The organism is Caballeronia sp. ATUFL_F1_KS39, from assembly GCF_023630985.1.
Lineage (GTDB): Bacteria > Pseudomonadota > Gammaproteobacteria > Burkholderiales > Burkholderiaceae > Caballeronia > Caballeronia zhejiangensis.
Window position 1 is genome coordinate 126,480 of record NZ_JALQDZ010000061.1, and the last position, 24,662, is coordinate 151,141.

At 65.4% G+C, this 24,662-nt stretch carries 21 protein-coding genes and 2 pseudogenes; 6 read left to right on the plus strand and 17 right to left on the minus strand.

The features are described from left to right. Window positions 1-165 precede the first annotated feature (165 nt). Together NCR93_RS29710 and NCR93_RS29715 are read left to right on the plus strand one after the other, a co-directional pair. The gene (locus NCR93_RS29710) at window positions 166-1,773 is read left to right on the plus strand and encodes an ATP-binding protein (protein ID WP_008345352.1); all 1,608 of its coding nucleotides are present in this window, start codon (window positions 166-168) and stop codon (window positions 1,771-1,773) included. 3 nt (window positions 1,774-1,776) lie between these two features. Next, on the plus strand, window positions 1,777-2,469 hold the full coding sequence (locus NCR93_RS29715) for a response regulator (RefSeq protein WP_008345351.1): 693 nt from the start codon (window positions 1,777-1,779) through the stop codon (window positions 2,467-2,469). An 8-nt stretch (window positions 2,470-2,477) separates the two neighbouring features. Here the strand turns inward: NCR93_RS29715 and NCR93_RS29720 are convergent, their stop codons facing one another. Then, window positions 2,478-3,782, minus strand: coding sequence for an ATP-binding protein (locus tag NCR93_RS29720; protein WP_034471160.1), 1,305 nt, complete (start codon window positions 3,780-3,782; stop codon window positions 2,478-2,480). A gap of 11 nt (window positions 3,783-3,793) precedes the next feature. Next, entirely contained in the window at window positions 3,794-4,513 is a 720-nt protein-coding gene (locus tag NCR93_RS29725) for a response regulator (protein ID WP_008345349.1), read from the minus strand. Window positions 4,514-4,900: 387 nt separating this feature from the next. Between NCR93_RS29725 and NCR93_RS29730 the strand changes: the two genes are divergently transcribed. Next, a complete protein-coding gene (locus NCR93_RS29730; protein WP_175982408.1) occupies window positions 4,901-6,046 on the plus strand; it encodes a porin in 1,146 nt (381 codons plus the stop codon). Between the two features lie 63 nt (window positions 6,047-6,109). Here the strand turns inward: NCR93_RS29730 and NCR93_RS29735 are convergent. The 4 genes and pseudogenes from NCR93_RS29735 to NCR93_RS32175 form a co-directional block, all read right to left on the minus strand. After that, window positions 6,110-6,508, minus strand: a pseudogene (locus NCR93_RS29735) (fumarylacetoacetate hydrolase family protein); the annotation flags it as partial. Beyond that, entirely contained in the window at window positions 6,451-7,002 is a 552-nt protein-coding gene (locus NCR93_RS29740; RefSeq protein WP_239295323.1) for a shikimate dehydrogenase family protein, read from the minus strand. The pseudogene NCR93_RS29735 and the gene NCR93_RS29740, both read right to left, overlap by 58 nt. Then, a complete protein-coding gene (locus NCR93_RS32170) occupies window positions 6,999-7,757 on the minus strand; it encodes a hypothetical protein (protein WP_372492613.1) in 759 nt (252 codons plus the stop codon). Before NCR93_RS32170 ends, NCR93_RS29740 begins: the two co-directional genes overlap by 4 nt. 100 nt (window positions 7,758-7,857) lie before the next feature. Then, window positions 7,858-8,208, minus strand: a pseudogene (locus NCR93_RS32175) (CoA-transferase); the annotation flags it as partial. 127 nt (window positions 8,209-8,335) lie between these two features. Here NCR93_RS32175 and NCR93_RS29750 point away from each other — a divergent pair. Together NCR93_RS29750 and NCR93_RS29755 are read left to right on the plus strand one after the other, a co-directional pair. Further along, window positions 8,336-8,677, plus strand: a complete 342-nt coding sequence (locus NCR93_RS29750) for a helix-turn-helix transcriptional regulator (RefSeq protein WP_008345344.1) — start codon at window positions 8,336-8,338, stop codon at window positions 8,675-8,677. Further along, entirely contained in the window at window positions 8,677-10,008 is a 1,332-nt protein-coding gene (locus tag NCR93_RS29755) for a type II toxin-antitoxin system HipA family toxin (RefSeq protein ID WP_175982484.1), read from the plus strand. Before NCR93_RS29750 ends, NCR93_RS29755 begins: the two co-directional genes overlap by 1 nt. A 9-nt stretch (window positions 10,009-10,017) precedes the next feature. On the opposite strand, the gene NCR93_RS29760 is transcribed toward NCR93_RS29755, so the two are convergent. The 11 genes from NCR93_RS29760 to NCR93_RS29810 all read right to left on the minus strand — a co-directional run bounded on the left by NCR93_RS29760 (window position 10,018) and on the right by NCR93_RS29810 (window position 23,537). After that, window positions 10,018-11,325, minus strand: a complete 1,308-nt coding sequence (locus NCR93_RS29760) for a chloride channel protein (protein ID WP_008345342.1) — start codon at window positions 11,323-11,325, stop codon at window positions 10,018-10,020. 48 nt (window positions 11,326-11,373) lie between these two features. Further along, entirely contained in the window at window positions 11,374-11,772 is a 399-nt protein-coding gene (locus NCR93_RS29765) for a MarR family winged helix-turn-helix transcriptional regulator (protein WP_008345341.1), read from the minus strand. A 49-nt stretch (window positions 11,773-11,821) separates the two neighbouring features. Continuing rightward, entirely contained in the window at window positions 11,822-12,223 is a 402-nt protein-coding gene (locus NCR93_RS29770; protein ID WP_008345340.1) for a hypothetical protein, read from the minus strand. A gap of 11 nt (window positions 12,224-12,234) precedes the next feature. Beyond that, a complete protein-coding gene (locus tag NCR93_RS29775) occupies window positions 12,235-15,495 on the minus strand; it encodes an adenylate/guanylate cyclase domain-containing protein (protein WP_175982407.1) in 3,261 nt (1,086 codons plus the stop codon). Window positions 15,496-15,565: 70 nt separating this feature from the next. Next, complete coding sequence (locus tag NCR93_RS29780; RefSeq protein WP_008345338.1) at window positions 15,566-16,330, minus strand: bestrophin-like domain; 765 nt, start codon at window positions 16,328-16,330, stop codon at window positions 15,566-15,568. Window positions 16,331-16,340: 10 nt separating this feature from the next. Next, on the minus strand, window positions 16,341-16,868 hold the full coding sequence (locus tag NCR93_RS29785) for a hypothetical protein (protein WP_175982406.1): 528 nt from the start codon (window positions 16,866-16,868) through the stop codon (window positions 16,341-16,343). 9 nt (window positions 16,869-16,877) lie between these two features. After that, window positions 16,878-18,935, minus strand: coding sequence for an alkyl/aryl-sulfatase (locus tag NCR93_RS29790; RefSeq protein ID WP_175982405.1), 2,058 nt, complete (start codon window positions 18,933-18,935; stop codon window positions 16,878-16,880). A gap of 180 nt (window positions 18,936-19,115) precedes the next feature. Next, window positions 19,116-20,654 carry a purine-cytosine permease family protein gene (locus tag NCR93_RS29795; protein WP_175982404.1) on the minus strand — a complete coding sequence of 513 codons (1,539 nt, stop codon included), beginning with the start codon at window positions 20,652-20,654 and terminating at the stop codon, window positions 19,116-19,118. Between the two features lie 74 nt (window positions 20,655-20,728). Then, complete coding sequence (locus tag NCR93_RS29800) at window positions 20,729-21,679, minus strand: LysR family transcriptional regulator (RefSeq protein WP_175982403.1); 951 nt, start codon at window positions 21,677-21,679, stop codon at window positions 20,729-20,731. Between the two features lie 10 nt (window positions 21,680-21,689). Continuing rightward, on the minus strand, window positions 21,690-23,156 hold the full coding sequence (locus NCR93_RS29805) for an NAD(P)/FAD-dependent oxidoreductase (protein WP_175982402.1): 1,467 nt from the start codon (window positions 23,154-23,156) through the stop codon (window positions 21,690-21,692). Between the two features lie 33 nt (window positions 23,157-23,189). Beyond that, window positions 23,190-23,537 (minus strand): cupin domain-containing protein, encoded by a 348-nt coding sequence (locus NCR93_RS29810; protein ID WP_175982401.1) that lies wholly within the window; start codon window positions 23,535-23,537, stop codon window positions 23,190-23,192. Window positions 23,538-23,738: 201 nt separating this feature from the next. Between NCR93_RS29810 and NCR93_RS29815 the strand changes: the two genes are divergently transcribed. Next, entirely contained in the window at window positions 23,739-24,584 is an 846-nt protein-coding gene (locus tag NCR93_RS29815) for a helix-turn-helix transcriptional regulator (RefSeq protein ID WP_008345332.1), read from the plus strand. The last annotated feature ends 78 nt before the right edge of the window (window positions 24,585-24,662 follow it).

The window sequence follows — 24,662 nt, forward strand, 5'->3', positions numbered from 1 at the left end:
GTGGTTATCCCTTGAGATTGCCAGCGACGTTAGCGATCAATGCCGCATCCAGCATGGAGAAAAAGTGGAGAAGTCGTGGAGATTCGCGAGGAAACTGCGTGACGAAGGCCGCATCAACTAGAATCGGCCGTCATTCAATCCGCCTGCCACGCGAAGGGTTCCTCATTGAAGTTTCGTTTTGGCATCGCCTCGAAGATCTTTCTGCTCGTGCTGGTCGCGTGTCTCGTCATCACGTTGACGATGGGCTACGCCGTGCGCGTCAGCTTCGAGAACGGCTTTCTGCATTACGTGCGCGAACGCGATGCGGGGCGCGAACGCGCCGTGATGGCGAAGGTCGCGAGCGAGTACGCCGCGCACGGCAACTGGGCGTTCCTGCGCGGCAACGACGACGCATGGCTCGCGCTGCTCGACGACGCACAGGAGCAGTTCGTGCGGCGCGAGATCGAAGACATGCGCGCGACCGTGCCGAGCGCGTGGCGCAGCTTTCCGGGCAGCGGGAGCGTGGCGCGCATCCTCGGGCCGCTCGGCGAGCCGTGGCACGGTCCGCACTGGGGCATGCGTCCTTCGAACGCGTTGCCGAACCCGTCGCCTTTCGCGCCGCCCGAATCCGCACGTCTGCGCGATTCGCTGAATACAGCGCCCGAAATCGAATCGGCGGATCGCGTGCGCGGGCATAGACGGGAACGTCCGCCTGCCGCGCTGTTCGATGCGGATCGCGCGCTCGTCGCATCCACCAACGAGCCGCCGCCGCCGGATGCGCCCGCGTCGCCCGTGCGCGTGCATGGCAAGATCGTCGGCTGGCTCGCAACCGCCGGGCCGACGCCGCTCACCGACGCCGCCGACATCGCGTTTCAGGCGCAGCAGATGCGCGCGACCTGGCAGATCGGCGGCGTCGCCGTGATACTCGCCGCCGTCGTCGCGATGGTGCTCGCGCGCCTCGTGCTCGTGCCGGTGCGCCGCGTGATGGCCGCGACGCATCGGCTCGCGAGCGGTGACTATTCGATTCGCGTGCCCGCGAAGAATCGCGACGAGCTCGACAAGCTCGCATCGGACTTCAACTCGCTCGCCGATTCGCTGGAGCGCGCGGAACGTTGCCGGCGCGAGTTCATCGCGGACGTGTCGCACGAATTGCGCACGCCGCTCGCCGTGCTGCGCAGCGAACTCGAAGCGATCGAAGACGGCGTGCATGTATTCGATGCCGCATCGCTCGCCTCGCTGCAGACGGAAGTCGCGGCGCTGAACAAGCTCATCGAAGACCTGTACGACCTGTCGCTGAGCGATGTCGGCATGCTGCGCTATCGCAAGGCGCCCGCGCAGGTGAACGCGCTCACGCGCGCGTCCGTCGATGCGATGCGTCAGTCGTTCCGCGCGAAGCGGCTCGCCATCGATGTCGAATGCAGCGATGCGCTCGCCTCCGCCGATGTCGATGTCGACGCCGCGCGTTTCGTGCAATTGCTGAAGAACCTGCTGCAGAATTCCCTGCGCTACACGGATCCGAACGGGCGCGTGCGCGTCGCGCTCGCGGGCGCACCCGACGACTGGACGCTCAACGTGCAGGACTCGTCGCCGGGCGTGCCGACGTCCGCGCTGCCGCATCTCTTCGACCGTTTCTATCGCGTCGACGAATCGCGCAGCCGGCAAAGCGGCGGCGCGGGACTCGGGCTCTCGCTATGCAAGGCGATCGTCACGGCGCATGGCGGCAGCATCCGCGCGGACGATTCGGCGCACGGCGGCGTGTCGATCACCGCGCGCTTTCCTTCCCACCGCGAGTAAGCGATGCCCGTAACTTCTCCCGCCCATGTCCTGATCGTCGAGGACGAGCCGAAGCTGGCCGCCGTGCTCGCCGACTATCTGCGCGTCGCGGGTTACATCGTGACGACGCTCGCCGATGGCGCGCAGGTCATCCCGTTCGTGCGTCAAACGCCGCCTTCGCTGATGCTGCTCGACCTGATGTTGCCGGGCCGCGGCGGACTCGATATCTGCCGCGAATTGCGGACGTTTTCGGAGCTGCCGGTCATCATCCTGACGGCGCGCATCGACGAGATCGATCGTCTGCTCGGACTCGAAACCGGCGCGGACGACTACGTGTGCAAGCCGTTCAGCCCGCGTGAAGTGGTCGCGCGCGTGAAGGCGATCTTGCGTCGCGCGGGCGGCGCGAACGCAACCGCGAGCGGCGCGGCGGCCAGTGCGCTGCAAATCGATCCGCAGTTTCATCGCGTGACGCTCGACGGCCACGAACTGCGCCTCACGCCGATCGAGTTCCGATTGCTGCATCTGCTGCATGTGTCGATGGGCCGAATACTGCCGCGCTCGTTTCTGCTCGATAACGTCTACGCGGATCATCGCGTGGTGACGGATCGCACGATCGACAGCCACATCAAGAATCTGCGCCGCAAGCTGCAGGACGTCCGGCCCGAGGGCGAGATCATCGTCTCGGTCTACGGCGTCGGATACAAGCTCGAAATCTGAGCGAACGTTCAGTTCGATGCGGGCATCGTCACGCGCGCGATCAGGCCCGAAGGCTCGCGATTGATGAGCGCGAGCGTGCCGCCGTGCGAACGCACGATGTCATCGACGATCGACAGCCCGAGGCCCACGCTGCCGGGCCGCTGCGCGCGCGCCGGGTCCAGGCGCACGAACGGCTCGATCACGTCCTGAAGGCGATCGGCGGGAATGCCCGGCCCGTCGTCGGTCACGTCGATCACCACGTTGCCTGCATCGAGCGCCGCCGTCACGACGATCTCCGTGCCGAAGTGAATGGCGTTGTCGATGAGATTCGTGAGAACGCGCTGGATCGCATCCGGCTTGCAGAAGAACGGAATCTGATCCGGCCCGTCGTAGCGGATCGCCGCGCCCGACTCCGCGTATTCGTCGCATAGCGTGCCGAGCAGCGCGCCGAGATCGAGCCACTCTTTTTTCTCCGCGCCCGCATCGCTCGTGAGGAATGCGAGGGCGGAACTCACCATTGTCTGCATCAGATCGATGTCGCGCAGCAGCTTGGCGCGCTCGATCTCTTTCTTCTCGGCGTCGAGCTGCAGGCGCATGCGCGTGAGCGGCGTGCGCAGATCGTGGCTGATCGCGGCGAGCATGCGCGTGCGGCTTTGCATCGAGCGCGCGATGCGTTCCTGCATACGGTTGAACGCATGCGCGGCGCGGCGGATTTCGAGCGGTCCTTCTTCATCGATCGGCGCAACGGTGATGTCGCGGCCGAACGCATCGGCTTTCTCGGACAATCGCCGCAACGGGCGAATCACGCGCGACACCGCCCACGCCGACAATCCCGCGACGCCCACGCACAGAAACGCGAGCGCGCCGAAGAACGGAATCGTGAAGCGATCGGGCTCGCGTTCGTTGCGGTCGGTGCGAATCTCCAGCGTGCGCTGGCCGAGGGGAATCAGCACTTGAAGATTCTGCGTCGGCTGACGCGCATCGCACGTTCGCACCGTCAGCGCCGCGCCCGCGTGCAGTTCCGCTCTGAGCGCGGCTTCGAGATCGTGCGTGTCGAGTGTCGAGCCTTTGCAGATGACGGCATCGTCGACGAGCTTCGCCGTCATGCGCGCGCGACCGGCGGCGGCCAGCACGCGCACGCGGTCCGCGTCGGGCGTCGCGCTCAGCATGTCCACCAGCGCGACGATGCGATACGACGTCTGCCACGGCCACGGCGGGCTCGGCGGCGCGCCGGGATAGAACAACAACACGATGAAGAGCAACAGCGTCGCCGCCGACGAGCCCGCGACGATCGCGAGAATCTGCCCGAGCGTGGTCGCGAAAACGCGCGGCATCAGGCGGCGCATCACTGGGCGGTCACTTCGGGCTGGAACGCGTAACCGTCGGCGCGCACGGTCCGGATCGGATCATCGAGCGGATCGTCGCCCGCGAGCTTGCGGCGCAGCCGGCTCACGAGCAGATCGACGGAGCGCGTCGCGATCGGGAAGTTTTTGCCGCGCGTGAGACGGATGAGTTCTTCGCGCGATAGCACTTGCCGCGGATGCTGGCACAGCACGAGCAGCAAGTCGGTTTCGGCGCCCGTCAACGGCACGCGCAAGCCGGCGGGCGAGCGTAGAAAGCGCCGGTACGGATAGAACGTGAAGCCGGAGAACGTCATCACGATTTCGCTTGCCGGCGCGCGCGCGGCGGCCTCGTTCGTCTGGCCGCGGCGCAACACGACGCGGATGCGCGCGAGCAGCTCGCGCAGATCGAAGGGCTTCGACACGTAATCGTCCGCGCCGAGTTCGAGGCCGACGACCTTGTCGGTCGGTTCGGACAGCGCGGTCAGCATGATGATGGGCGGCCCGCCCGATGCACGCACGCGACGGCAGAAGCTCAGGCCGTCTTCGCCGGGCAGCATCACGTCGAGCAGCACGAGGTCGAAGCCGCCGCGCGCGAGCAGTTCGTGTCCGGCTTCCGCGCTTCCGGCGACCTGCACGCGAAAGCCCTTGCCGCGCAGATAATCCGCGAGCGATTCGCTGATTTCCGGGTCGTCTTCCACGAGCAGCAGTTGAGATTCGTTCACTTCGTTGCACCGGTTCGAGAGCGGGCGGCGTCGCGCCTCAAGACGAGATTGTCCATCAATCCGGACCTCAACTTCATGTCAATCCGGACACACTCGGCCATCTTACTCAGTACGCGGATGTCGCGCGCAGACCACAACGTCCTTCCGATTCGCACAAGGCATTACCGCAGGTAATCGCGATTCGCGCCGCATTGCGGCATCGCGCGCACGCGAACGCATTGATGCTCAAGGGATTCCTCTTTCGCTGTGCTCCGCAGGCGTACGCGTTACACAACATTCGGTAACTCGCGTCCAACGAAAGCACGTCATGTGCCGTGATTTAATCCGCCGTCCGATGCGTCGACCGATCGATCGGAAAGAACCTCAAGCTCTCTTGGAGATACCACAGTGAAGAAATCCCTATTCACGCTGAGCGCGCTGGCCGCGCTCGGCACCGTCGCCGGCACGGCGCACGCGCAAAGCAGCGTGACGCTCTATGGCCTCATCGACGCGGGCCTCACCTACACGAACAATCAGGGCGGCGCGCATAACGTTCAGGCGACGAGCGGCGCCGTCAACGGCAGCCGCTGGGGCCTGCGCGGAACGGAAGATCTCGGCGGCGGCCTGAAGGCGATCTTCACCCTCGAAAGCGGCTTCAGCGTCATGAACGGCAAGCTCGGCCAAGGCGGACGCGAGTTCGGCCGTCAGGCGTTCGTCGGACTGTCGAGCGATCGCGCGGGCGCACTCACGCTCGGCCGTCAGTACGATTCCGTCGTCGATTATCTCGGCCCGCTCGCACTCACGGGCACGCAATACGGCGGCACGCAGGCCGCGCACCCGTTCGACAACGACAACCTCGACAACTCGTTCCGCGTCAGCAACTCCGTGAAGTACCAGAGCCTGAACTACGGCGGCTTCAAGTTCGGCGGCCTGTATGGCTTCTCGAACGATGCGGGCGGCTTCGCGACGAATCGCGCGTATAGCGTGGGCGCATCGTACAACTACGGTCCGTTGAACGTAGCGGCGAGCTACATGCAGCTGAACAACGCGGGCGCGACGCTGAATTCGAGCGGCGCAGTCAGCGATGACGCCACGTTCAGCGCAAGCCGTCAGCGCACGTTCGGCGCGGGCCTGAGCTACACGTTCGGCGCGGCGCAAGCGGGCTTCGTCTTCACGCAGACGCGACTCGACGGCGCGACGGGCATCGGCGCATCGGCATCGGGCACGACCAACGGCATCACGCTCGATGGCGGCAGCGCGCGCTTCACCAACTACGAAGTGAACGGCCGCTACAACCTGACGCCCGCGTGGTCGGTGTCGGGCGCGTACACCTTCACCGACGGCCATCTCGAAGGCGTCGATCCGAAGTGGAATCAGTTCAGCCTGCAAACGGCGTACGCGCTGTCCAAGCGCACCGACGTGTATCTGCAAGGCGTGTATCAGCACGTGAGCGATACGGGCGATTCGGGCATCACGGCGGCGATCAACGGACTGTCGGCATCGTCGACGAACAGCCAGGTCTCGGCGACCGTGGGCTTGCGTCACCGCTTCTGATCGAAGCGTGAGCGAACGGCGGACGCGTATGTCCGCCGTTTTTGCGTCGCATGGGTTGCGGCGTTACTGATCGTCCCAGCGCGCGACGGTCTGTTCCTGAACGCCGAGCCCTTCGACGGATAGCTTCATCACGTCGCCCGGTTTCAGGTATTGCTCGGGCTTCATGCCGAGGCCGACGCCCGGCGGCGTGCCCGTCGTGATGACATCGCCCGCTTCGAGCACGACGAACTGGCTGATGTACGAAACGAGCTTGCTGATCGGAAAGATCATGTCGGACGTCGATGAGTTCTGGATGCGCTTGCCGTTCAGTTCGAGCCACAGCGGCAGATTCTGCACGTCGCCGAGTTCATCGGGCGTGACGAGCCACGGACCGAGCGGACCGAAGGTGGGCGCCATCTTGCCTTTCACCCATTGACCGCCGTGTTCGAGCTGGAACGCGCGCTCGGACACGTCGTTGCAGACTTCGCGCGATCGATATCGCAGAGCGTGATGTGCGCGACGCCTGCATCCGCGAGCGATACCGCGATGGCCGCGCCCGCGCCGCCGCATCCGAGCACGAGCGCGCGCTTCGCTTTCACGTCGTGGCCCTTCGCGAGCAGGCCGCGCACGAAGCCTTCGCCGTCGAACATGTCGGCGTGCCAGCGGCCTTCGTCATCGCGACGCAAAGCGTTCACCGCGCCGATGCGCCGTCCGCGCGAATGCACTTCATCGGCGATGGCGAGCGCACGTGTCTTGAACGGCGACGTCACGAGCAGGCCGTCGAGGTTCTTCAGGCGCAGCAGCGCGGGCAGAACCGCATCGATCTCGCTTGCCTCGATGTGCATCGGCACGAGCACCGCATCGATGCCCGCATCGGCGAACTTGCGCGTATAGACTTCGGGCGAGCGCACCTGCGCGATCGGATCGCCGATGATGCCGTACAAGCGCGTGCGCCCCGTGATCGACGCGGCACTCATGCGCGGCTCCCGTACCACTCGGCGATGCGTTGCGAACGATGCCTACGTTCCCGGGCCACCGTTTCATCCTTGATGCCCATGAGTTGCGGCGCGAAGATGCGCGCGTCCATCTCGTGCACGTCGGTGGCGATGGCTGGACCGAAATCCATCTGCGCGAAGACATCGCGTTCGATATCGATGCCCGGCGCGACTTCGATCAACTCCAGCCCTTTATCGCCGACACGAAACACCGCGCGCTCGGTGATGAACAACGCGGAATTGCCGCGCTCGCGCGCGAGCGGCGCGCTATAGCAGATCTGTTCGAGCGAACGCACGAACTTCCGATGCCTGCCTTCCTGCAGGATCCGCGTCTTGCCGTTCTCCCATTGCACGTCGAGCCCGCCCGCGGTGAGCGTGCCGCTGAAGATCACGCGCTTCGCGTTCTGGCTGATGTTGATGAACCCGCCGACGCCGACGATCTTGTCGCCGAAGCGGCTGATGTTCACGTTGCCGTGCGCGTCGACTTCCGCGAACGAGAGGAACGCGAGATCGAGACCGCCGCCATCGTAGAAGTCGAATTGCGACGGCTGCTCGATCATCGCGGCGAAGTTCTGCGCGCCGCCCGAATCGCGGCCTGTGATGGGCGCACCGCCGATCAGCCCTTGCTCGTTGGTGAGGATCACCGAGTCGAGCAGGTCTTCTTCCGCGGCGACGGTCGAGAGTCCCGTCGAAATGCCTGCGCCGAGATTGCACACGGCATGCGGATACAGCTCCATCGCCGCGCGCCGCACGATCAGTCTGACGCTGCTCCGGCTCGACGACGACGAAGTCCACGAGAATGCCGGGGATCTTCACTTGCTTGGGCGGCAGCGTGCCGCGCCGCGCCATGCGTTTCACCTGCACGACGACGATGCCGCCCGCGCGCCGCGTCGCCTGCGCCATCGCGAGCATTTCGCCGAGCAAGGCTTCCTGTTCCATCGTGACGTTGCCGTCTTCGTCGGCGGTGGTGCCGCGCAGGAACGCGATATCGATCGGGAACGGCTTGAAGCGCAGCCATTCCTCGCCGTCGATACGCATCAGCTCGACGAGCATCTCTTCCGTCGACGGACTCTGACGCGCGCCCTGCTGACGCGGATCGACGAACGTGCCGAGCCCCGTCTTCGTGATGAGGCCGGGACGCCCGCCCGCCATTTCGCGCATCAGTTGCGACCTTGACGATGAGGCCATTGGGACAAACCCAAAGGACGAGGCATCGACGGGCACGCATCGATTTACAGGCTATGATCTGTTTTCATGCTTAACAACTCCGAGGCTGTAAAATGACATTACAGATCAAAACCTGTAGGAGCACGCGATGGACTATTCGCTGAAAACACTGAGCCAGCTCAGGCCGATCCTGATCGGCTTTCGCAAGGCGGCGGGCCTTACGCAAGCGGCGGTCGCGGCGCGTCTCGGCGTTACGCAGCAGACGTACGCGCAACTCGAAGCCAATCCGGCAGCAGTGAGCGTCGAACGTCTCTTCAAGGTTCTACGCGTGCTCGACGTGGAACTCGCGCTCACGCGAGCGGAAAAGGCGAGCGAAGCCACGCCGATACACCCGCCGCCGCCCATCGCGGCCAAGGCCACCGCCGCGCGCCCCGCACGCAAGCGCGCCACGGCCGCCGCTGCGGCCTCGAAGAAACGGGAGAACTGGTAATCATGGCGCGCCGCACGCAATCCGGCCGACTCGACCTGTGGATGAACGGCCTGCCCGTCGGGCATTGGGAAACAGGCGCGGCCGGCGAACGCCTCGTCTATCGCGACGACTGGATCGCCGATCCTCAAGGCCGTCCGCTATCGCTGTCGCTGCCCTTCACGCCGGGCAATCAGCCGTGGCGCGGGCAAGTCGTCACCGACTTCTTCGACAATCTCCTGCCCGATAGCGAGCCGATCCGCCGCCGCATCGCCACGCGATTCCGCACCGGCGGCACGGCGCCGTTCCAGTTGCTCGCGCAGTTGGGCCGCGATTGCGTCGGCGCCCTTCAAATGCTGCCGCCCGGCGAAGCGCCCGTCGATCTCGACACCATAAAAGGCCGTGCGCTCACCGCATCGCAGATCGCGCGTCTGTTGCGCGAGACCACATCGGCGCCGCAACTCGGCCAGCACGAAACGGTCGACGACCTGCGCCTGTCCATCGCCGGGGCGCAGGAAAAGACCGCGCTTCTGCGTCACGGCAAGCGCTGGCTTCTGCCCGAAGGCAGCACGCCGACCACGCATATCTTCAAGCTGCCGCTCGGGCTCGTCGGCAACATGCGCGCCGACATGCGTACGTCGGTCGAGAACGAATGGCTCTGCTCGAAGATCGTCGCGGCGTTCGGCCTGCCCATCGCGCGATGCGAAATGGAACGCTTCGACGATCAGAAGGTGCTCGTCGTCGAGCGCTTCGATCGCCGTCTGTCGAGCGACAAATCGTGGATCCTGCGCCTGCCGCAAGAGGACATGTGTCAGGCCACCGGCACGCCCGCGCTGCTCAAGTACGAGTCGGACGGCGGTCCCGGCATCGAACGGATCATGGAGGTGCTCGCCGGATCGACGCACGCCGCACAGGACCGTCTTCGCTTCTTTCGCACGCAGATGATCTTCTGGATACTCGCCGCCACCGATGGTCACGCGAAGAACTTCAGCATCGCGCATCTGCCCGACAACCGGTATGAATCGACGCCGCTTTATGACGTGCTCTCGGCGCATCCGGTCATCGGTACGCGGGCCAATCAATTCGCCGCGCAACGCGTGCGCCTCGCGATGGCCGTGCGCAGCAAGAACGCGCACTATCTGATCGGCGAGATTCAGCGGCGGCACTGGATCGCGCAGGGGCGGCGCGTGGGACTCGCCGCGAACGATGTCGAAACGATGATCGATGAACTCGGCGCGCGCACGCCGCACGTCATCGACGAAGTGGCCGCACGCTTGCCACGCGATTTCCCGATGGACGTCGCCGAGACGATCTTCGACGGCATGCGCCGCCTCGCGCGCAAGCTCGCATCGTGACGCGCGGCGTCACTTGCCCATGTACTTCTGCGCGAGCGCTTCGTAGAGCGGCGGTGCGAACAGCTTCGACACCTGGCTCGCAATCAGCGCGGTGGCCATCAGCGACAGCACGAGCGCGTGACCGTTGATCATCTCGATGACGATCACGAACGCCGTGATCGGACTCTGCGTGACGGCGGCGAGATAGCCGACCATGCCGAGCGCGATCAGCATCGGCAATTCCATGTTGCCGAACACGAGATGCAGCGCATTGCCGATGCCCGCGCCGATCGCGAGCGACGGCGCGAAAAGTCCGCCCGGCGCGCCCGGCAGATACGACCCGACCATCGACGCCATTTTCAGCAACGGATAGCTCGCGCCGACTTCCGTGTGGCCTTCGAGCATGCCGCGCGCTTCCGCATAGCCGCTGCCGAAGGTATGGCCGCCCGCCACCACGCCGATGACCGCGATGACGAGCCCGCACGCCGCGCCGAACGCCACCGGATGCGTCTGACGCCAGCTCGCGAGACGGCCCGGCATCCAGCGCTCCGTGTTGAGCAACAGCCAGCAGAAGATGCCGCCCGCGATGCCCGTCACCACGCCGAGCAAAACGACGGCGAGCGCGAGCGATTCGGGGAAGTGTCCGGTGAGATCGATCGTGCCGAAGTAGACGTAGTTGCCTTGCAGCGCGAGCGAAACGATGCCGGCAAAGATGATCGCCGTAATCAGCACGCCGCTCGTGCGCTGCTCGAAGCTGCGCGTGAGCTCTTCGATGGCGAACACCACGCCGGCGAGCGGCGCATTGAACGCCGCCGACAATCCCGCAGCCGCACCCGCGAGCGCGAGATTGCGTTCCAGCGCGCCGCCGCGCATGTTGCGCAAGCGTGTGGGATAGAAGCGGCGCAAGCTGAACATGAGCGCCGCGCCCACATGGATGGTCGGCCCTTCGCGCCCGATGGTGAAGCCGCCGAGAATCGACAGAAACGATATGGCGATCTTGCCGACGAGAATGCGCAGCGTGAGCAAGCGCGGCCCGAGCTCGCGCTTGTCGTGCAGCATGGCGATGACCTGCGGAATGCCGCTGCCTTCGGAGCCGGGAAAGAAGCGGCGCGTCAGCCAGACAGCGAGCGCGCCGATCGCGGGCGTGAGCAGCAGCGGCAACCACCAGTAGACGGCGACGACGCGCAGAAAAGCGTCGTACCCGAAGTCGATCAGCCGTGCATACATGACCGCGACGAGCCCGGTCGCGATCGCGCCGAGCCAGAACACGCCGTAATGCAGCCACAGTCTGCGCGCGCGCAGGATGGTGCGCCGGTCGATGAATCCAGGAATGTGCATCGGGGAAGCCGCCTAAAATTTAAGGCACATTGTGACATAAAAGTTGCATCACACTTCCTGCGGACCGAACACCCAGCCGAACGATCCATAGTGCGCCTTGTGTTCTGCAGCGAGCCTGAGCAGGCACCGCTCGCCCTTCGCGGTGAGGTGAACCTGCACTTGACGGCGATCGGTCTTGTCGGTTTTGCGCGTGACGAGTCCCGCCGTCTCGCATCGCGACACCAGCGCCGCGGTGCCGTTCGGCGCGGCCTGCAGCCGTTCCGCGAGCTCGCCCACGGTGGCCCAGCGCCGTTCGGGAAATCCGCGTACATGCAGAAGCAACTGGTACTGAAGCGTCGTGATGCCGGCCGCGTTGCAGACTTCCTCCGACACGCGCAGGAACTTGCGCAGCTCGTAACGGAAGCTCGACATCGCTTCCAGATCCTGCTTGTTGATGCTCGATGACATTGGCGATCCTGATTCGAGATTGGCTTGCTCGCGGATCATACGACGCCGGCTACCCGAACACGCGTCGCCACGCCACCCGAAGGCGCCGCGCGCGGTCCTCGAACAGATACGAAGCGAGCAGCGCGAGAAGCATGGAGACGGCGCCCGTCAGCACATGCTCGACGTAAGGCAGACGATAGTGGCCCGGATGCGCATACGCATCGCCGATCGCGGTGAGCACGCCGACGAGCGCCGCATTGCCGTACCGGTTTCCGTAGAGTTTCGCGGCGGGCGTGAAGGTCAGAAGCAGCGCGAGCAGTCCGGTCAGAAGCCCGGTCTTGAACGCCACCATCCAGTGCGCGGCGCTGGCGATATTGCCCCAGCTGCCGGGCATGCACGTCATGCATGCGCTCGTCGGCTGCCAGAAGCGTTGAACGAAGACCTTGATTCGACGCGTCCATTCGTTCCACATGATCGCCGTCCTCATCGACGCAGCGCGTCATCGATTGCTGCGAGCGCGTAAACCAAGCCGCGCTTCCTGCCCTCTTGCGCGAGCCGCTGTAGCGCATCCGTCGACGCCGCTTTCCGGTCGCCCTTGCCATGCGCGACGAGCGCGCGCGCCCGCGCCACGACGAATGCCGAAAACGGCGATGGCTCGCGTCGCGCGTAATCTTCGAGCGCCGCAGCGTGATGCGCGGCCGCGTCCAGAAGTCCGCGATCGAGGCACGCGTCTATCGCGTCGCGCCGAAAGAGAAAGTGGTTGTGGCTCACCGCGCCGCTGGCGAGCAGAGCTTCGCCTTCCGCGAGCGCGCTGTCGAAGACCGCGACGTCGTCCGTCGAACGCGCCAGCACGCCGAGATACGCGGCGCCCAGATACGTCATGCCGGTCTCGCGGCTGATCGACAGCGCCTCTTCGATATCGTCGAGCGCGTCGCGCCGGCGTCCCGCGACACGATGCAATTCCGCGCGCAACGCGAGCGCCTCGCCTTCGAAGCGCCTCGATTTCAGTTCGCGCGCACAGCGCAGCGCCGGGCCGACATGCTCCCACGCGCGATCCCACTGCGCGAGATCGTGCAGGCAGTGAAACGCCGCATGATGCGCAACCGCGAGCGCCCGCAACTGCCCGACCTTCTCCGCCGCGGCCACGCTCGCGAGCGCCGCATCGAGCCCCGCGTTCGCCGCGCCCGCGAACCATGCGGTGATCGCGTGCATCGGCAGATTGGCGACTTCGATCCGTCCGAATCCGTGGCGCCGGCACAGCTCGATGCAGCGGCTGAAGGCGTCGTTCGCGCTGATCATCCGTCCGCGCATGTACTGCGCGTCGCCGATTCCGCCGAGCGCGGCGGCCTCCAGTTCCGCGTCGCCCGCTTGCTGCGCGAGCGCGAGGCTGCGTTCGTGTTCGCGCACGCAGCCTTCGATATCGCCGCGCGGAAAACACAGGTTGCCGCGCAGGAAATGGATGCGCGCTTCCTCGCGCAGCAGTCCTTGCGCGGTCGCGGCCGATGCGGCGCGATTCAGATCGGCCCACGCGCCGTCGAGATCGTCGATGACGCGCTTCACCGTCGCGCGCCCGATCCACGCGTGACAGCGCGCCGTGTCGGTCGTGGCGAAGCCGAGCGCGGTTTCGAACGCCGCGAGCGCCGATGTCATGTCGCCCGCGTCGTGCAGGATCGTGCCGCGCAGGCATTCGAGCGCGGCGCGGTCGCTGTCCGCATCCGCGATTTCGAGCCCGCGCGCGACGAGCCGAAGCGCCGCTTCATGCCGATACGCCGACGCCTGCACGCGCGCCGCGTCGCAATAGGCGAGCGCCGCTGCGCGATCCGCGGCGCGATCGAGATGCTCGGCGCGCAGAACCGGATCGCGCTCGCCGAACCACTGCGCCGCGCGACGATGCAACGCGCGGCGACGGCTTTTCAGCAGCCCGTCGTAGATCGCGTCGCGGACCAGCGCGTGGTGGAAGATGAAGCCGGCGCCCTGGCGTCGCACCAGGCGATCCATCGACGGCGATTCGAGCGCGGCGCCGGCGCCGGTTTCATCGACGAGAAAATCGACTGCATCCTTCTCGACGAGCTGCCCGAGCACCGACGCCGCCTGCAAAGCGGTCTTGCCGGCGGAATCGAGCCGGTCGAGCCGCGCCTGCACGAGACTGCGCACCGAGCCGGGCACGCCGGATTCCGCGCCGTCCTGCGCGTGGTTCAGCAACTGTTCGAGAAACAGCGGATTGCCCGCCGCCCGCGCGATGCAGCGCTCCGCGAGATCCGCCGTCGCGCCGGGAAACGATTCGGCCATGACGCGCGCCTCGCTTGCGCTCAACGGTCCGAGATCGATGAGCGAATACGGCGCGCCGTGCGCGGCGTGCCAGGACGCGTCGAAGGTTTCGGATAACGGGCGCGCGGTCAGTACGAGCACGGCCGCGCAATCCGCCGCCGTCGCGGATAGCGCCGCGAGGTCCGCCAGCGTCGGCGCATCCGACCAGTGAATGTCTTCGACGGCAAGAAACCGCGGATGCCGGCCGCTCGCGCGACGAACGAGCCGCGCCACGACATCGCGCCGGCCGCGAACGCGCATCGCGTTGTCCATTGCCTCGAAGACCGTGCGATCCGCGAGCGGCATGGGCATGTCGAGCAGGTCTTCGAGAAAGAGCGCATCGCCTTCATCGATCGAACCGGCGGCGATCGCCTGGGCGATGCCCTGCCCTATCGTTGCGTCATCGTTCGGATTGTCGAGCGCGAGCAGTCCGCGCACGAGCGATTGAATCGCGCCTCGTCCGGTCGCCGCGCCGAAGTCGAGCACGAGCCCGCCGTGACAGACGAATCCCGCATCCCGCGCGGCGCTTTCGAACGCTTCGACGAGGCGCGTCTTGCCGATGCCCGCCTCGCCGCGCAGCACGATCGTGCGTCCATGGCCCGTCGCGCGGCACGAGCCGAGCACGGTCCGGAACGCGAGCAGATCTTCGCAGCGGCCGACCATCGGCCGGATCGGCGGCGCGTGTCGAATGCCGGCGATGCGCCATGCCGGAACCGGATCGGCGAATCCCTTGACGGACAGCGCGCCGCGTTCGACGCAATCGAGACGCTCGGCCAGATGACGCCGCACGGCCTCCGATACGAGGATTTCTCCGGTGCCGGCCGCGTCCGTGAGACGCGACGCGAGATTGACGGTGTCGCCGGTGACGGTGTACGCCCGATGCGTCGCGCTGCCCGTGCCGCTCGCGACGACCTCGCCGCCCGCAATGCCGATGTGCACGCAAACCGCGCGACCGAGCGCGCGCGACAGGCCGGGCATCGCGTCGTCGATTGCGAGCGCGGCGCGCACGGCGCGTTCGGCATCGTTTCCATGCGAGACCGGCGCGCCGAAGACCGCCATCACCGAGTCGCCGACGTGCTTGTCGACATGGCCGCCATGCAGCTCCACGATGCGATCGACCTGCTCGAAGTATCGATCGAGCACGTCGAGCACTTCTTCCGCGTCGATTTCCCGGCTCATCTGCGTGAAGCCGCACAGGTCGGCGAAAAGCACGGCGACTTGCCGCCGCTCTCCTTCATCGCCCGGTTTGATGGACGCATGCGGCAGTCCGGCCAGCGCATCGAGCAGCTTGCGCCGATGCCCGACCGGCGCAACGCCGAGTTCCTTCAGGTCGTCGGCGGTGAGATTGCGCAGCACGTCGGCGTCGATGGCGTTCTCGCGAAACACCGGCTCGTACCGTTCCATTCCGAGGCTGCGCAGCCAGGCGGCGACGTCCACGATCTCTCCTGGGCGGAAGATCTGCTTCCACTCAAAAAGATAGCACGCAGCCGGACGCGCGCCATGGCTCTCACGCTCCGATCGACTGCAGCAACCGCGTGAGATCGCGCGGCTCGACGCGGATCAATCCGCCTTTCGGACTGTCGATGTCGGCGATCAGCGCGAGCGACAGCGCGACCGTCGCCGGAAGAATCGTGATGAGCAGCCCTTTGGTCAGCTTGCCCTTCGCGCCGTAGCCCTGCATCACGCAGCCGAGCAGCGCGATGATGATCATCAGATACCACGCGCCCAGCGGAATATGGTTGATGCGCGCTGCCTCCGAGTAGTCCTGCGAGTTCAGCACGTCGTTCATGCCGGCGACGACGAGCGCGCCGATGGGCGTCGGCTGATCCTTCGCCACTTGCGTCGCGAGCTGCCACAGCTCCGTTTCGACATTCGACGTATCGCGGACGATCGTCGCGAGCGCATCGGGCGCGCGCGTCGTGTAGTTCGCCAGTCTCAGCTTCGTATAGCGGAGCAGCGCGGACTTGATCTTCGCGCCGGTCGCGGCATCGACGAGATCGGCGCGCGCATATTCGGTGCCGATCGCGTTCGCCTCGCTTTCCTCCAGCGTCTTGCGCAAGTCGTAGCGATTCACCGCCATCGAAAGGCTGAAGCCGACGAGCAGCGCAAGCAAGGTCAGCGTGGAAGTCTGGATGATGTTGAAGTCTTCGCGATCCTCCGGCGGCAGCACGGCGAAGCGCCGCAATACGTGCGCGCCGCACGCCACCGCGCCGATGAACAGCGCGAGCAGCACGACGAACAAACCTTCCGGATGATCGACTAAAACCGTCATCGGCGCTCCTTCAGCGCGCGTCGGCCACGGAAGATTCGGCGCTCGCGAGCATCGTCGCCAGCGTCGTTCCGGCGAGCGCCGGCGCGTCGACGTGAAAGAGCGCATCGCCGAGCGCCGCGCGCGCGCCGATCCGTCCGGCGAGCCATGCGCGCAAGCCCGCCTCCGGCATCACGACGATGTTGCTGCGCCGCGATGCGTCGGTTGCCGTCACGTCCGGCAGCTCGGGGACGATGTCGGGATCGAAGCCATCGACGGTCGCGCGAAAGAACCCCCACGTATCGCTTTCGACGAGGAACACGTAGAACTCCGGCAGCGCGAGAAGCTCGTCCGGCGTGTGCGTTTCCTCGATGCGCGCCTGCAGCAGATTCAGCGCATCGATCGCCGACATGCGCGCGCGCGCCGCGGCGAGCGGCCCTTGCCCGGTATCGGCGGGATCGATCAGCCCGGCCTCGATGGCCTTGCGCGCGGCGACCGCGACCGTCAGCGCCGCCGGATGACCGACGCCGAATTCGATCTTGAAGTTGCAGATGGCGCACATGTCGGCCCCTCAAGGCGTGACGATATTGAAGTAAAACTCGAACGTGTCGAGCCAGGTGAGAAACGCGCCGAGCTGCTGGCTGTTGCCGTCCACCTTGGCTTCGCCGGACATCACGAGCTTCTGCATGTTCGTCGTGCCGAGCATGATGTTGTTCAGGTTCTCGCGCGTCATCGTGATCGATGCATCGGCCGCGCCCGACGTCGTGCCCTTCGAGTAATGGATCGCGCTGTTCTCCACGCCGAGCACGACCTGCTCTTTCGTGTCGGTGAGCGTGAGATTGAACGTGACGGTCTTGCCCGCCGCGCGTTCGCCATTCAGACGGATGCCGAGAAAGTCGAGGAACATGTCGAGCGGCATCGCGCGGATCGTGTCCGGGCTTTGCGGCTGCGGCGCGGGCACTTTCTGAATGCCCTTGCGCAACTCCATCGCGCCCGTCAGATAGAAATTGCGCCACGGCGCGGATTCGGCCTGATAGCCGAGCTGCTCATAGGCGTCCGCGAGCAACTGCTTCGCGGCGACGTTCTGCGGCTCCGCGAACACGACGTGATTCATGACTTCGGCGACCCATCGGTATTCGCCCTTGTCGTAGGACGCGTGCGCCTTCCTGATGACCGCCGCCGCGCCGCCCATGTATTCGACGTAGCGCTTGCCGCTTTCGGTCGGCGGAAGCCTGTGCAGATTCGCGGGTACGCCGTCGAAAAAGCCCAGACGCAAGTTGTATTGCGCGACCGCGTCGTGATAAACGGTGCCGTAATAGCTGCGGCAATACCAGTGCTTCGCGAGGCTGTCGGGCAGACGAATCGCTTCGCCGATTTCGAGCGGCGTCTGTCCCATGTTCGCGAGCCGCAAGGTCTGATCGTGCAGATACCGGTACATGTCGCGCTGCGCGCGCAGAAACGGCTGGATGCGGTCATTGCCCCACGTCGGCCAGTAATGCGAGGCGAACAGCACTTGCGCATCCGCGCCCCACATGTCGATGGACGTCTGCAGATACTTCGACCAGAGCAGCCCGTCGCGAACCTTCGCGCCACGCAGCGTGTAGAGATTGTGCAGCGTGTGCGTTGCGTCCTCGGCCGCGCAGAACGCCTTGAATTTCGGCAGGTAGAACATGAATTCGGACGGCGCTTCCGATTCCGGCGCCATCAACACCTCGATCTCGACGCCGTCGAGCGTCATCTTCTGCCCGGTCTTCTCCGCGAATATCGTCGGGAAGGCGAGCGTGATCGTGCCGACGGACGTCGTCTTCCCGAGGCCGCCATCGACGATGCCGGTCGGGCTGCGCGGCAGCAGCGAGCCGTACATGTAGCTCGCGCGGCGTCCCATCGCGTTGCCGGCGATGACGTTCTCGCCCACGGCGGCGTCGGTGAATCCGACCGGCGCGACGATCTTCACTTTCCCCGATTGCAGATCCTGATCGCTGACGAGCCCGCGCACGCCGCCGTAGTGATCGACGTGACTGTGCGTGTAGATGACGTGCGTGATCGGCTTGTCGCCCAGATGCGGAATGACGAGTTGCTTCCACACCGTCGACGCGACTTCCGTCGTGATGAACGGATCCACGACGATATAACCCTGATCTCCGCGGATGATGCTCATCACCGAAAGATCGTAGCCGCGCACTTGCCAGATGCCCTCGACGACCGTGAACAGGCCGTGATTCATGTTGAGCTTGGCGTTGCGCCACAGGCTCGGATTGACCGTGGGCGGCGCATTGTTGTCCGGGCCGCCGTTCACGAACGCGAACGTCTGAAGGTTCCAGGCCGGAAAATTCCCTTGGCCGGGAATCACCACCGGTTCGGGCAGCGTGGCGATCAGGCCGCGGCGCGCGTCCTCGAAGTCCTGTGCATCCGCGAAGTTAAGGAAGTTGGCGTACTGCTGATTGATGTCGAGCGTCGCGCGCGTCGCCGGCTTCGACGCCGCGCCCGTCCCGCCCGATGGCGACGCGTCGGCCTGCGCCAGCGCATCGCCTACGACGCCCGACAGGCCCGTCGCCATGCCGGCGACCGCAACGTTCTTCAGAAAGACTCGACGCGCTTCTGCACCGGCTGGATGTTTCGGCTCGGACATCTCGTCTCCTGTCGGGGAATGCCGGAACGCGATGTATTCCGTCTCGGATCGCCTTTGCGATCCGCACTGAAACACACGCGTGAATAACGTCCATGTGTTGAACCGATACTGGAAAAGCGCTGGATCAACGGTGGATTAAATCTATCGTCCGAATGTTCGAATAGACGAGCGTTATGAAAGTCAATCCTCGCGCACGCGCGCCGTGATCGGAACGTGCGCGCTCGTGCGTGAAGATTCGCGCGACGCGCCGACGAGACGGCGCCCTTGCGGACCGTGAACGGCGTCGGGTTCGGGAAAGAGCCGCAGCATCGTCAGATACAGCGCGCCGCCCACGACGAACGAAACCGGCACGCTGAGATCGCAGCCGCCCGCGAGCGCGCCGAGCGGCCCGGCGAACTGTCCCGGCAGATTCACGAACGTCAGCCCGATGAACGCGGCCGGCAGCCATGCGCCCATCGCGCGCCAGTTCCAGCCGTGGCTATACCAATAGTGGCCGCCGCGCCCGCCGCGATTGAACACTTGCAGATCGTCGGCCAGATAGAAACCGCCGCGCTGCACGAAGCCGATCACCATGATCGCCATCCACGGGCAACTGAAGGTGCAGATGAGCGTCGAGAACGTCGCCACGCTTTCCACGAGGTTGAACGCGAAACGCCCCACGAAAATGAAGCCGATGGCGAGCAGGCCGATCAGCGCCGTCGCGCGCACGCGGTTGAGGAACTTCGGGAACATGCTCGACGTGTCGAGGCCCGTGCCGTAGAGCGCGGTCGTGCCCGTCGACAGTCCGCCGATGATCGCGATCAGACACATCGGCAACAGGAACCAGCGCGGCGATACCGCAAGCAAGCCGCCCACGTAGTCGTTCGAGCTGATGAAGCTCGGCGCTTGCGTCGCGATGATCGTCGCGGTGACGAGGCCGAAGAGGAACGGCAAGAACGTCGCGATCTGCGCGAGAAACACGGCGCCCATCACGCGGTGGCGCGGCGTTGATTGCGGAATGTAGCGCGCCCAGTCGCCGAGCGTCGACGCGAACGAAACCGGATTGCTCAACGCGACCAGCGCCGCGCCGACGAACGCCGCCCAGAAGCCCGCGCTGCCGTGCTGAAGCGTGCCCGCGTAGTGGACGTCGAAAGGCTCCGCGAACGCGAATGCGCCGAGCACGAACATGAGGCTCGCCGCCCACACGGCGATCTTGTTCACCCACAGCATGAAGCGAAATCCGTAGATGCAGACGATCAGCACGAGCACCGCGAACACCAGATACGCCGTGCCGAGCGTCCACGGATTGACCGGCAAGCCGATCATGTCGTGCGCGCCGCCGACGAGCGCATCGCCCGAACTCCATACGGCGAGCGAGAAGAACGCGACCGATGTGAGCACCGCGAGAAACGATCCGACGATGCGGCCATGAATGCCGAAGTGCGCCCCCGACGACACCGGATCGCTCGTGCCGTTGCGCGGCCCGAAGAGGCTCATCGGCGCGAGCATGCAGGTGCCCGCGAGCACGCCGATCACGATGGACCACACGCTCGCTTCGAACGAAAGGCCGACGAGCACCGGAAAGCTGCCGAGCACCGAAGTCGAAAACGTATTGCAGCCGCCGAACAGCAGGCGGAACAGATCGATGGGCCGCGCGTATCGCGAAGCGTCGGGAATGCGCTCGAAACCGTAGGTTTCGATCTTCGTGATGCTGGTGCTGTCGCTGGTGTTGTCTGCCATGTTGTCTCGCTCCGTTGTTATCGGCGGTCATTCCGTTGCGTCGGAATGCGCGCCGTAATGCGTCATCAAGGCGTTCACATCGGGCACGTTGCTACCGCGCGTTCAGGCTCATCGTGATGAATCTCGCGCGCGCCATAGACGCCGAAAAGGTCTTCACAGAAGGCTCGAACGATGGCTTTGTCGGCCATGTCGCGCTTCATCGCGAGATGCAGCGGCACGTCGAAGCCGAACGCGGTGCGTCCCAGCACGCGGATCAGTCCGCGCTGCTCGAAGGCGTCCGCGTGATGCGCGGGCAAATAGCCGATATGACTGCCCGACAGGATCAGCACGGTGGCCGCGTCGATGCTGTCCGCGATCGCCGTCACGCGCCGCTCGCCGATGCCCGCGAGTTCTTCCGGCACCGGATAGCTGCGCCAGATCCAGTCGTGCGCGCGCAGATCGTCGGGCGTCACGAGCGGGTCCGCATGAAAGAGCGGATGTCCGCGCCCGCAGCAGATCACTTGCCGCTCGTTGAACAGCCTGCTGTACGACAGCCCCGCGACGCGATGCCAGAAATAGCCGATCGCCAGATCGAGTTCGCGATTGACGAGGCTTTCTTCGAGTTCCTGCGGCGGCGCGACGTGCATCGCGAAACGCACGGCCTGATCGCGCTTGCGAAATGCGCCGATAGCTTCCGCGAGCCGCGCGTTCTCGACATGCGATGCCTGTCCGATCAACCCGATCGACAGCGTGCCGACCAGCTTGCGATCGATGTCGCGCACCTGCGCGACGAATTGCGATGTCGCGCCGATCAGCGCCCGCGCCGACATCACGAAACGCTCGCCTTTGGACGTCAGCCGAAAGCCGCCGCGTCCGCGTTCGCACAGCCTGAAGCCGACGCGCGCCTCGAGCGCGGAAAGCTGCGAGCTGATGGTCGACTGGCGCACGCCGAGCGACGCTTGCGCGGCGGTGATGCCGCGCGCGTCGACGACCGCGAGAAAGACGCGCACGAGGCGCAGGTCGAGATCGGATGTATTGGAGAACATGTCGTCGCGCTCACATCGGGAAGCCCATCGCCTTGATGCCCTTGATCCACGCGCGCTTCCAGCCGCCCTCGGCATCGGCGCCGTCGAATGCGTGGAACGTGACTTTCGCGGCGAGCCATCGCACCGGCTCGGGCGGAATGTAGGTCGGGCTTCGATTGGCGATGTCGAGCGCGCGCTCGGGACTGTCGCGATCGAAAAGGATGTTCAGGCCCATGAACGCGCCGAAGCGGCTCGCGGCCACGCCGAAGCCGGTGTAGCCCGCGACGAACACGGCCTTGTCGCCGAGATAGCGCTTCGCGAATACCGATCCGCGCGAGCAGTAGTCGATCGGACCGCCCCACGCGTGCGAGAAACGCACGTCGCTCAGTTGCGGGAACGTCTTGTAGAACGCCTCCGCGAGACGGTAGTACGTGTCGCGCTGCCGATCGCGCGGCGGATTCGGATCGCCATCGAAGTGATAACTCACGAGGCCGCCGAAGATGATGTTGTTGTTCTTCGTGAGGCGGAAATAGTTGAGCTGCGTGCGCGTGTCGTAGATGCCCTGACGCTGCTTCCAGCCGATGCGCGCAAGTTGCTCGCCGGCGAGCGGCTCGGTCGCGAGTACGTGATCGCGCACTTGCAGGACGCGCCGGTTGATATCCGGAATGCCGACTCTCGCGGTGCCGCTGCCCAACAGCACGCGCGGCGCGCGCACGCTGCCTGCGGGCGTCGTCACGAAGACGGTCGCGCCTTCGTCGATCACGTCGATCAGCGGACTGTGCTCGTAAAGCCGCACGCCGAGTTCGAGCGCCGCGCGTTTCAAACCCCACGCGAGCTTCGCCGGATGCACGATGCCGCTGCGATTGCGCGACCACAGCGCGCCCGCGAACAGCGGCGAATCGAGTTGTTCGCGCGTGGCCGCGGCGTCGAGCAGCGTGACGTCGTGGCCATACGATCTGTGCAGATCGTAATCGGCACGCAGATGGTCGATATGCTCGGGATCGACGGCGACCGTCATCTCGCCGTTCCATTCGATATCGGCGTCGATGCCATAGCGTTCGAGCGTCTCTTCGAAGCCGTCGAGATTGCGCTGGCCGAAGGCTTCGAGCTCGGCGATATCGTTCGGAAAGACCCGCACGGCGTTGGGCAGGCCGTGCATCACCGATGTCGAGATGATGCCGCCCGCGCGCCCCGATGCGCCGTGCGCGACCCGTCCTGCTTCGATCAGCACGACGTCGAGTTCGGGCATCTGCTCTTTCGCCTGCACGGCGGCCCACAAGCCGGTGAAGCCGCCGCCGACGATCAGAAGATCGGCGCGTGTTTCGCCCGCGAGCGACGGTTCGGCCGGCGGCTCGGCGGGATTGTCGAGCCAGTAGGGAGAGAGCTTCGTGCGGGCGAGCGCTTCTTCGACGGTCAGTCGGGCCGGCTTGCGGCGCACATCGCGCGATGCGCCGGGTGCGGCGAAGTCGGCTTCGAACAGTTGCGCGCTTTCGTTCATGACGTGTCTCCTCCTCGGGCGCGGTGCGCGACGTTATTGCTGCGGTTCGAGCACGACGTAGAACTTCTTCGCGTCCTCGATCGTTTCCCAGCGGCCCGCGAAACCGGCCGGCAGCAGATAGCCCTCGCCCGCCGCGAACTCGCGGCGCGCGCCGTTCATATCGGTCAGCGCGATGCGGCCTTCGACAAGCCAGACGGCTTCGTCGGCGGTGGTCGCGGGGAAATCGACGGCGCCGACCTTGCCTTCCCACCAGCCGATCACGTAGTTGCCGTGCTTGCCTTCGGCCGCGCGCCAGTCGCTTTCGTCCATGCCGTAATCGAGTTGCGTGAATTGCCCGATGCCAGCGCCCAGCGGCGCGATGTCCTGAATCAGCTTGCTCATGTGTTTCCTTCGGTGCGTCGTTTTCAATGAATCGGTGCGCCAAAGTTACCGGGTCGACATGCCCCGGTATGCCCCCCCGCAGGGGGGACAAGCCGCGTTTCAGCGGTCTGCGGGTAAATACCTAGTTACCTCGAAATCCCCGTCTGGCGGGCGATGCGGCGCTTGATCTACAATCGGACAGCCTTTTCTTTGGGGCGCGCCATGCTGCTCAACGTACCCCCGCTCAATCAGGATCAAGCCGCGTTTCCGCTGTCTTTCAAGACGCTCGGCAAAGTCATCGAAGCTGTCGGCACGCCGGATTTCGTGCCGCGTCTCACGCTGCTTCTCAATGAAGTCGTGCCGCTCAATGTCGTGCACATCGAACGTTCGCGCGTCGATCGCAGCAAGCCCACGGGGTTTCGCTGCGAGTGGATCGGCAGCAGCGGCGTCGGCATGGACACGAGCGTCATCTCCGATGTCATGACGCTGTACTACGACCGCTTCTACGACAGCGATCCGCTCTTCGCGGGCATTCGCGGCAAGGTCGGGACGATGCTCGTCGTGCGCGATATCGGCGCGATTCCGCCGGGCGAATTCCGTCAGCGGCTCTTCGACGAAGCGTCGATCGCGCACGAATGCGTGCTCGCGCGCGGCACGCCGCACGCGCAGGATTCCATCGCGCTCGAACGCGCGCTCGATGCGCCGCCGTTCACGCTCGCCGAGATGAACCGCTTTCGCAACGTGAGCGAGTTCCTGTTTCCGCTGCTGGAGCTGCATGCTTCGACGAGCGCCGCGAAACGCGTCGCGCATCCGACGTCGTTCCTGCATCCGCTCGCTCAGTTCGATGCGCGCATCGCCGAGGATCGCGTGCGTCTGTCGAAGCGCGAATACGAGATCTGCACGCATCTGATCACGGGCCGCACGGTGCCCGAAGCGGCGGAAATCATCGGTGTGCGAATCGGTACGGCCGAGTCGTATGTGAAGCGCGCGTTCGCGAAGCTCGGCGTGCGGACCAAGCGCGATCTGATCGCGTGGGGGCAGGAGCATCCTCGTCTGCACGCCACCTGAAGCCGCGTTCACATCGAACCGGCTCGATGTGAACATCTCCATTTCGTGATTCGCGCGGCGCTCGCCTCGCCTAACATC

What these genes read in the sequence shown, in the direction of transcription:
- NCR93_RS32170 (WP_372492613.1), bottom strand. Translation starts at nt 7,757, where the DNA reads ATGGAGCTGTATCCGCATGCCGTGTGCAATCTCGGCGCAGGCATTTCG.
- NCR93_RS29815 (WP_008345332.1), top strand. Translation starts at nt 23,739, where the DNA reads ATGCTGCTCAACGTACCCCCGCTCAATCAGGATCAAGCCGCGTTTCCG.
- NCR93_RS29765 (WP_008345341.1), bottom strand. Translation starts at nt 11,772, where the DNA reads ATGTCATCGAGCATCAACAAGCAGGATCTGGAAGCGATGTCGAGCTTC.
- NCR93_RS29780 (WP_008345338.1), bottom strand. Translation starts at nt 16,330, where the DNA reads ATGACGGTTTTAGTCGATCATCCGGAAGGTTTGTTCGTCGTGCTGCTC.
- NCR93_RS29770 (WP_008345340.1), bottom strand. Translation starts at nt 12,223, where the DNA reads ATGTGGAACGAATGGACGCGTCGAATCAAGGTCTTCGTTCAACGCTTC.
- NCR93_RS29785 (WP_175982406.1), bottom strand. Translation starts at nt 16,868, where the DNA reads ATGTGCGCCATCTGCAACTTCAAGATCGAATTCGGCGTCGGTCATCCG.
- NCR93_RS29790 (WP_175982405.1), bottom strand. Translation starts at nt 18,935, where the DNA reads ATGTCCGAGCCGAAACATCCAGCCGGTGCAGAAGCGCGTCGAGTCTTT.
- NCR93_RS29720 (WP_034471160.1), bottom strand. Translation starts at nt 3,782, where the DNA reads ATGCCGCGCGTTTTCGCGACCACGCTCGGGCAGATTCTCGCGATCGTC.
- NCR93_RS29760 (WP_008345342.1), bottom strand. Translation starts at nt 11,325, where the DNA reads ATGCACATTCCTGGATTCATCGACCGGCGCACCATCCTGCGCGCGCGC.
- NCR93_RS29715 (WP_008345351.1), top strand. Translation starts at nt 1,777, where the DNA reads ATGCCCGTAACTTCTCCCGCCCATGTCCTGATCGTCGAGGACGAGCCG.
- NCR93_RS29740 (WP_239295323.1), bottom strand. Translation starts at nt 7,002, where the DNA reads ATGAGTGCCGCGTCGATCACGGGGCGCACGCGCTTGTACGGCATCATC.
- NCR93_RS29810 (WP_175982401.1), bottom strand. Translation starts at nt 23,537, where the DNA reads ATGAGCAAGCTGATTCAGGACATCGCGCCGCTGGGCGCTGGCATCGGG.
- NCR93_RS29750 (WP_008345344.1), top strand. Translation starts at nt 8,336, where the DNA reads ATGGACTATTCGCTGAAAACACTGAGCCAGCTCAGGCCGATCCTGATC.
- NCR93_RS29805 (WP_175982402.1), bottom strand. Translation starts at nt 23,156, where the DNA reads ATGAACGAAAGCGCGCAACTGTTCGAAGCCGACTTCGCCGCACCCGGC.
- NCR93_RS29800 (WP_175982403.1), bottom strand. Translation starts at nt 21,679, where the DNA reads ATGTTCTCCAATACATCCGATCTCGACCTGCGCCTCGTGCGCGTCTTT.
- NCR93_RS29795 (WP_175982404.1), bottom strand. Translation starts at nt 20,654, where the DNA reads ATGGCAGACAACACCAGCGACAGCACCAGCATCACGAAGATCGAAACC.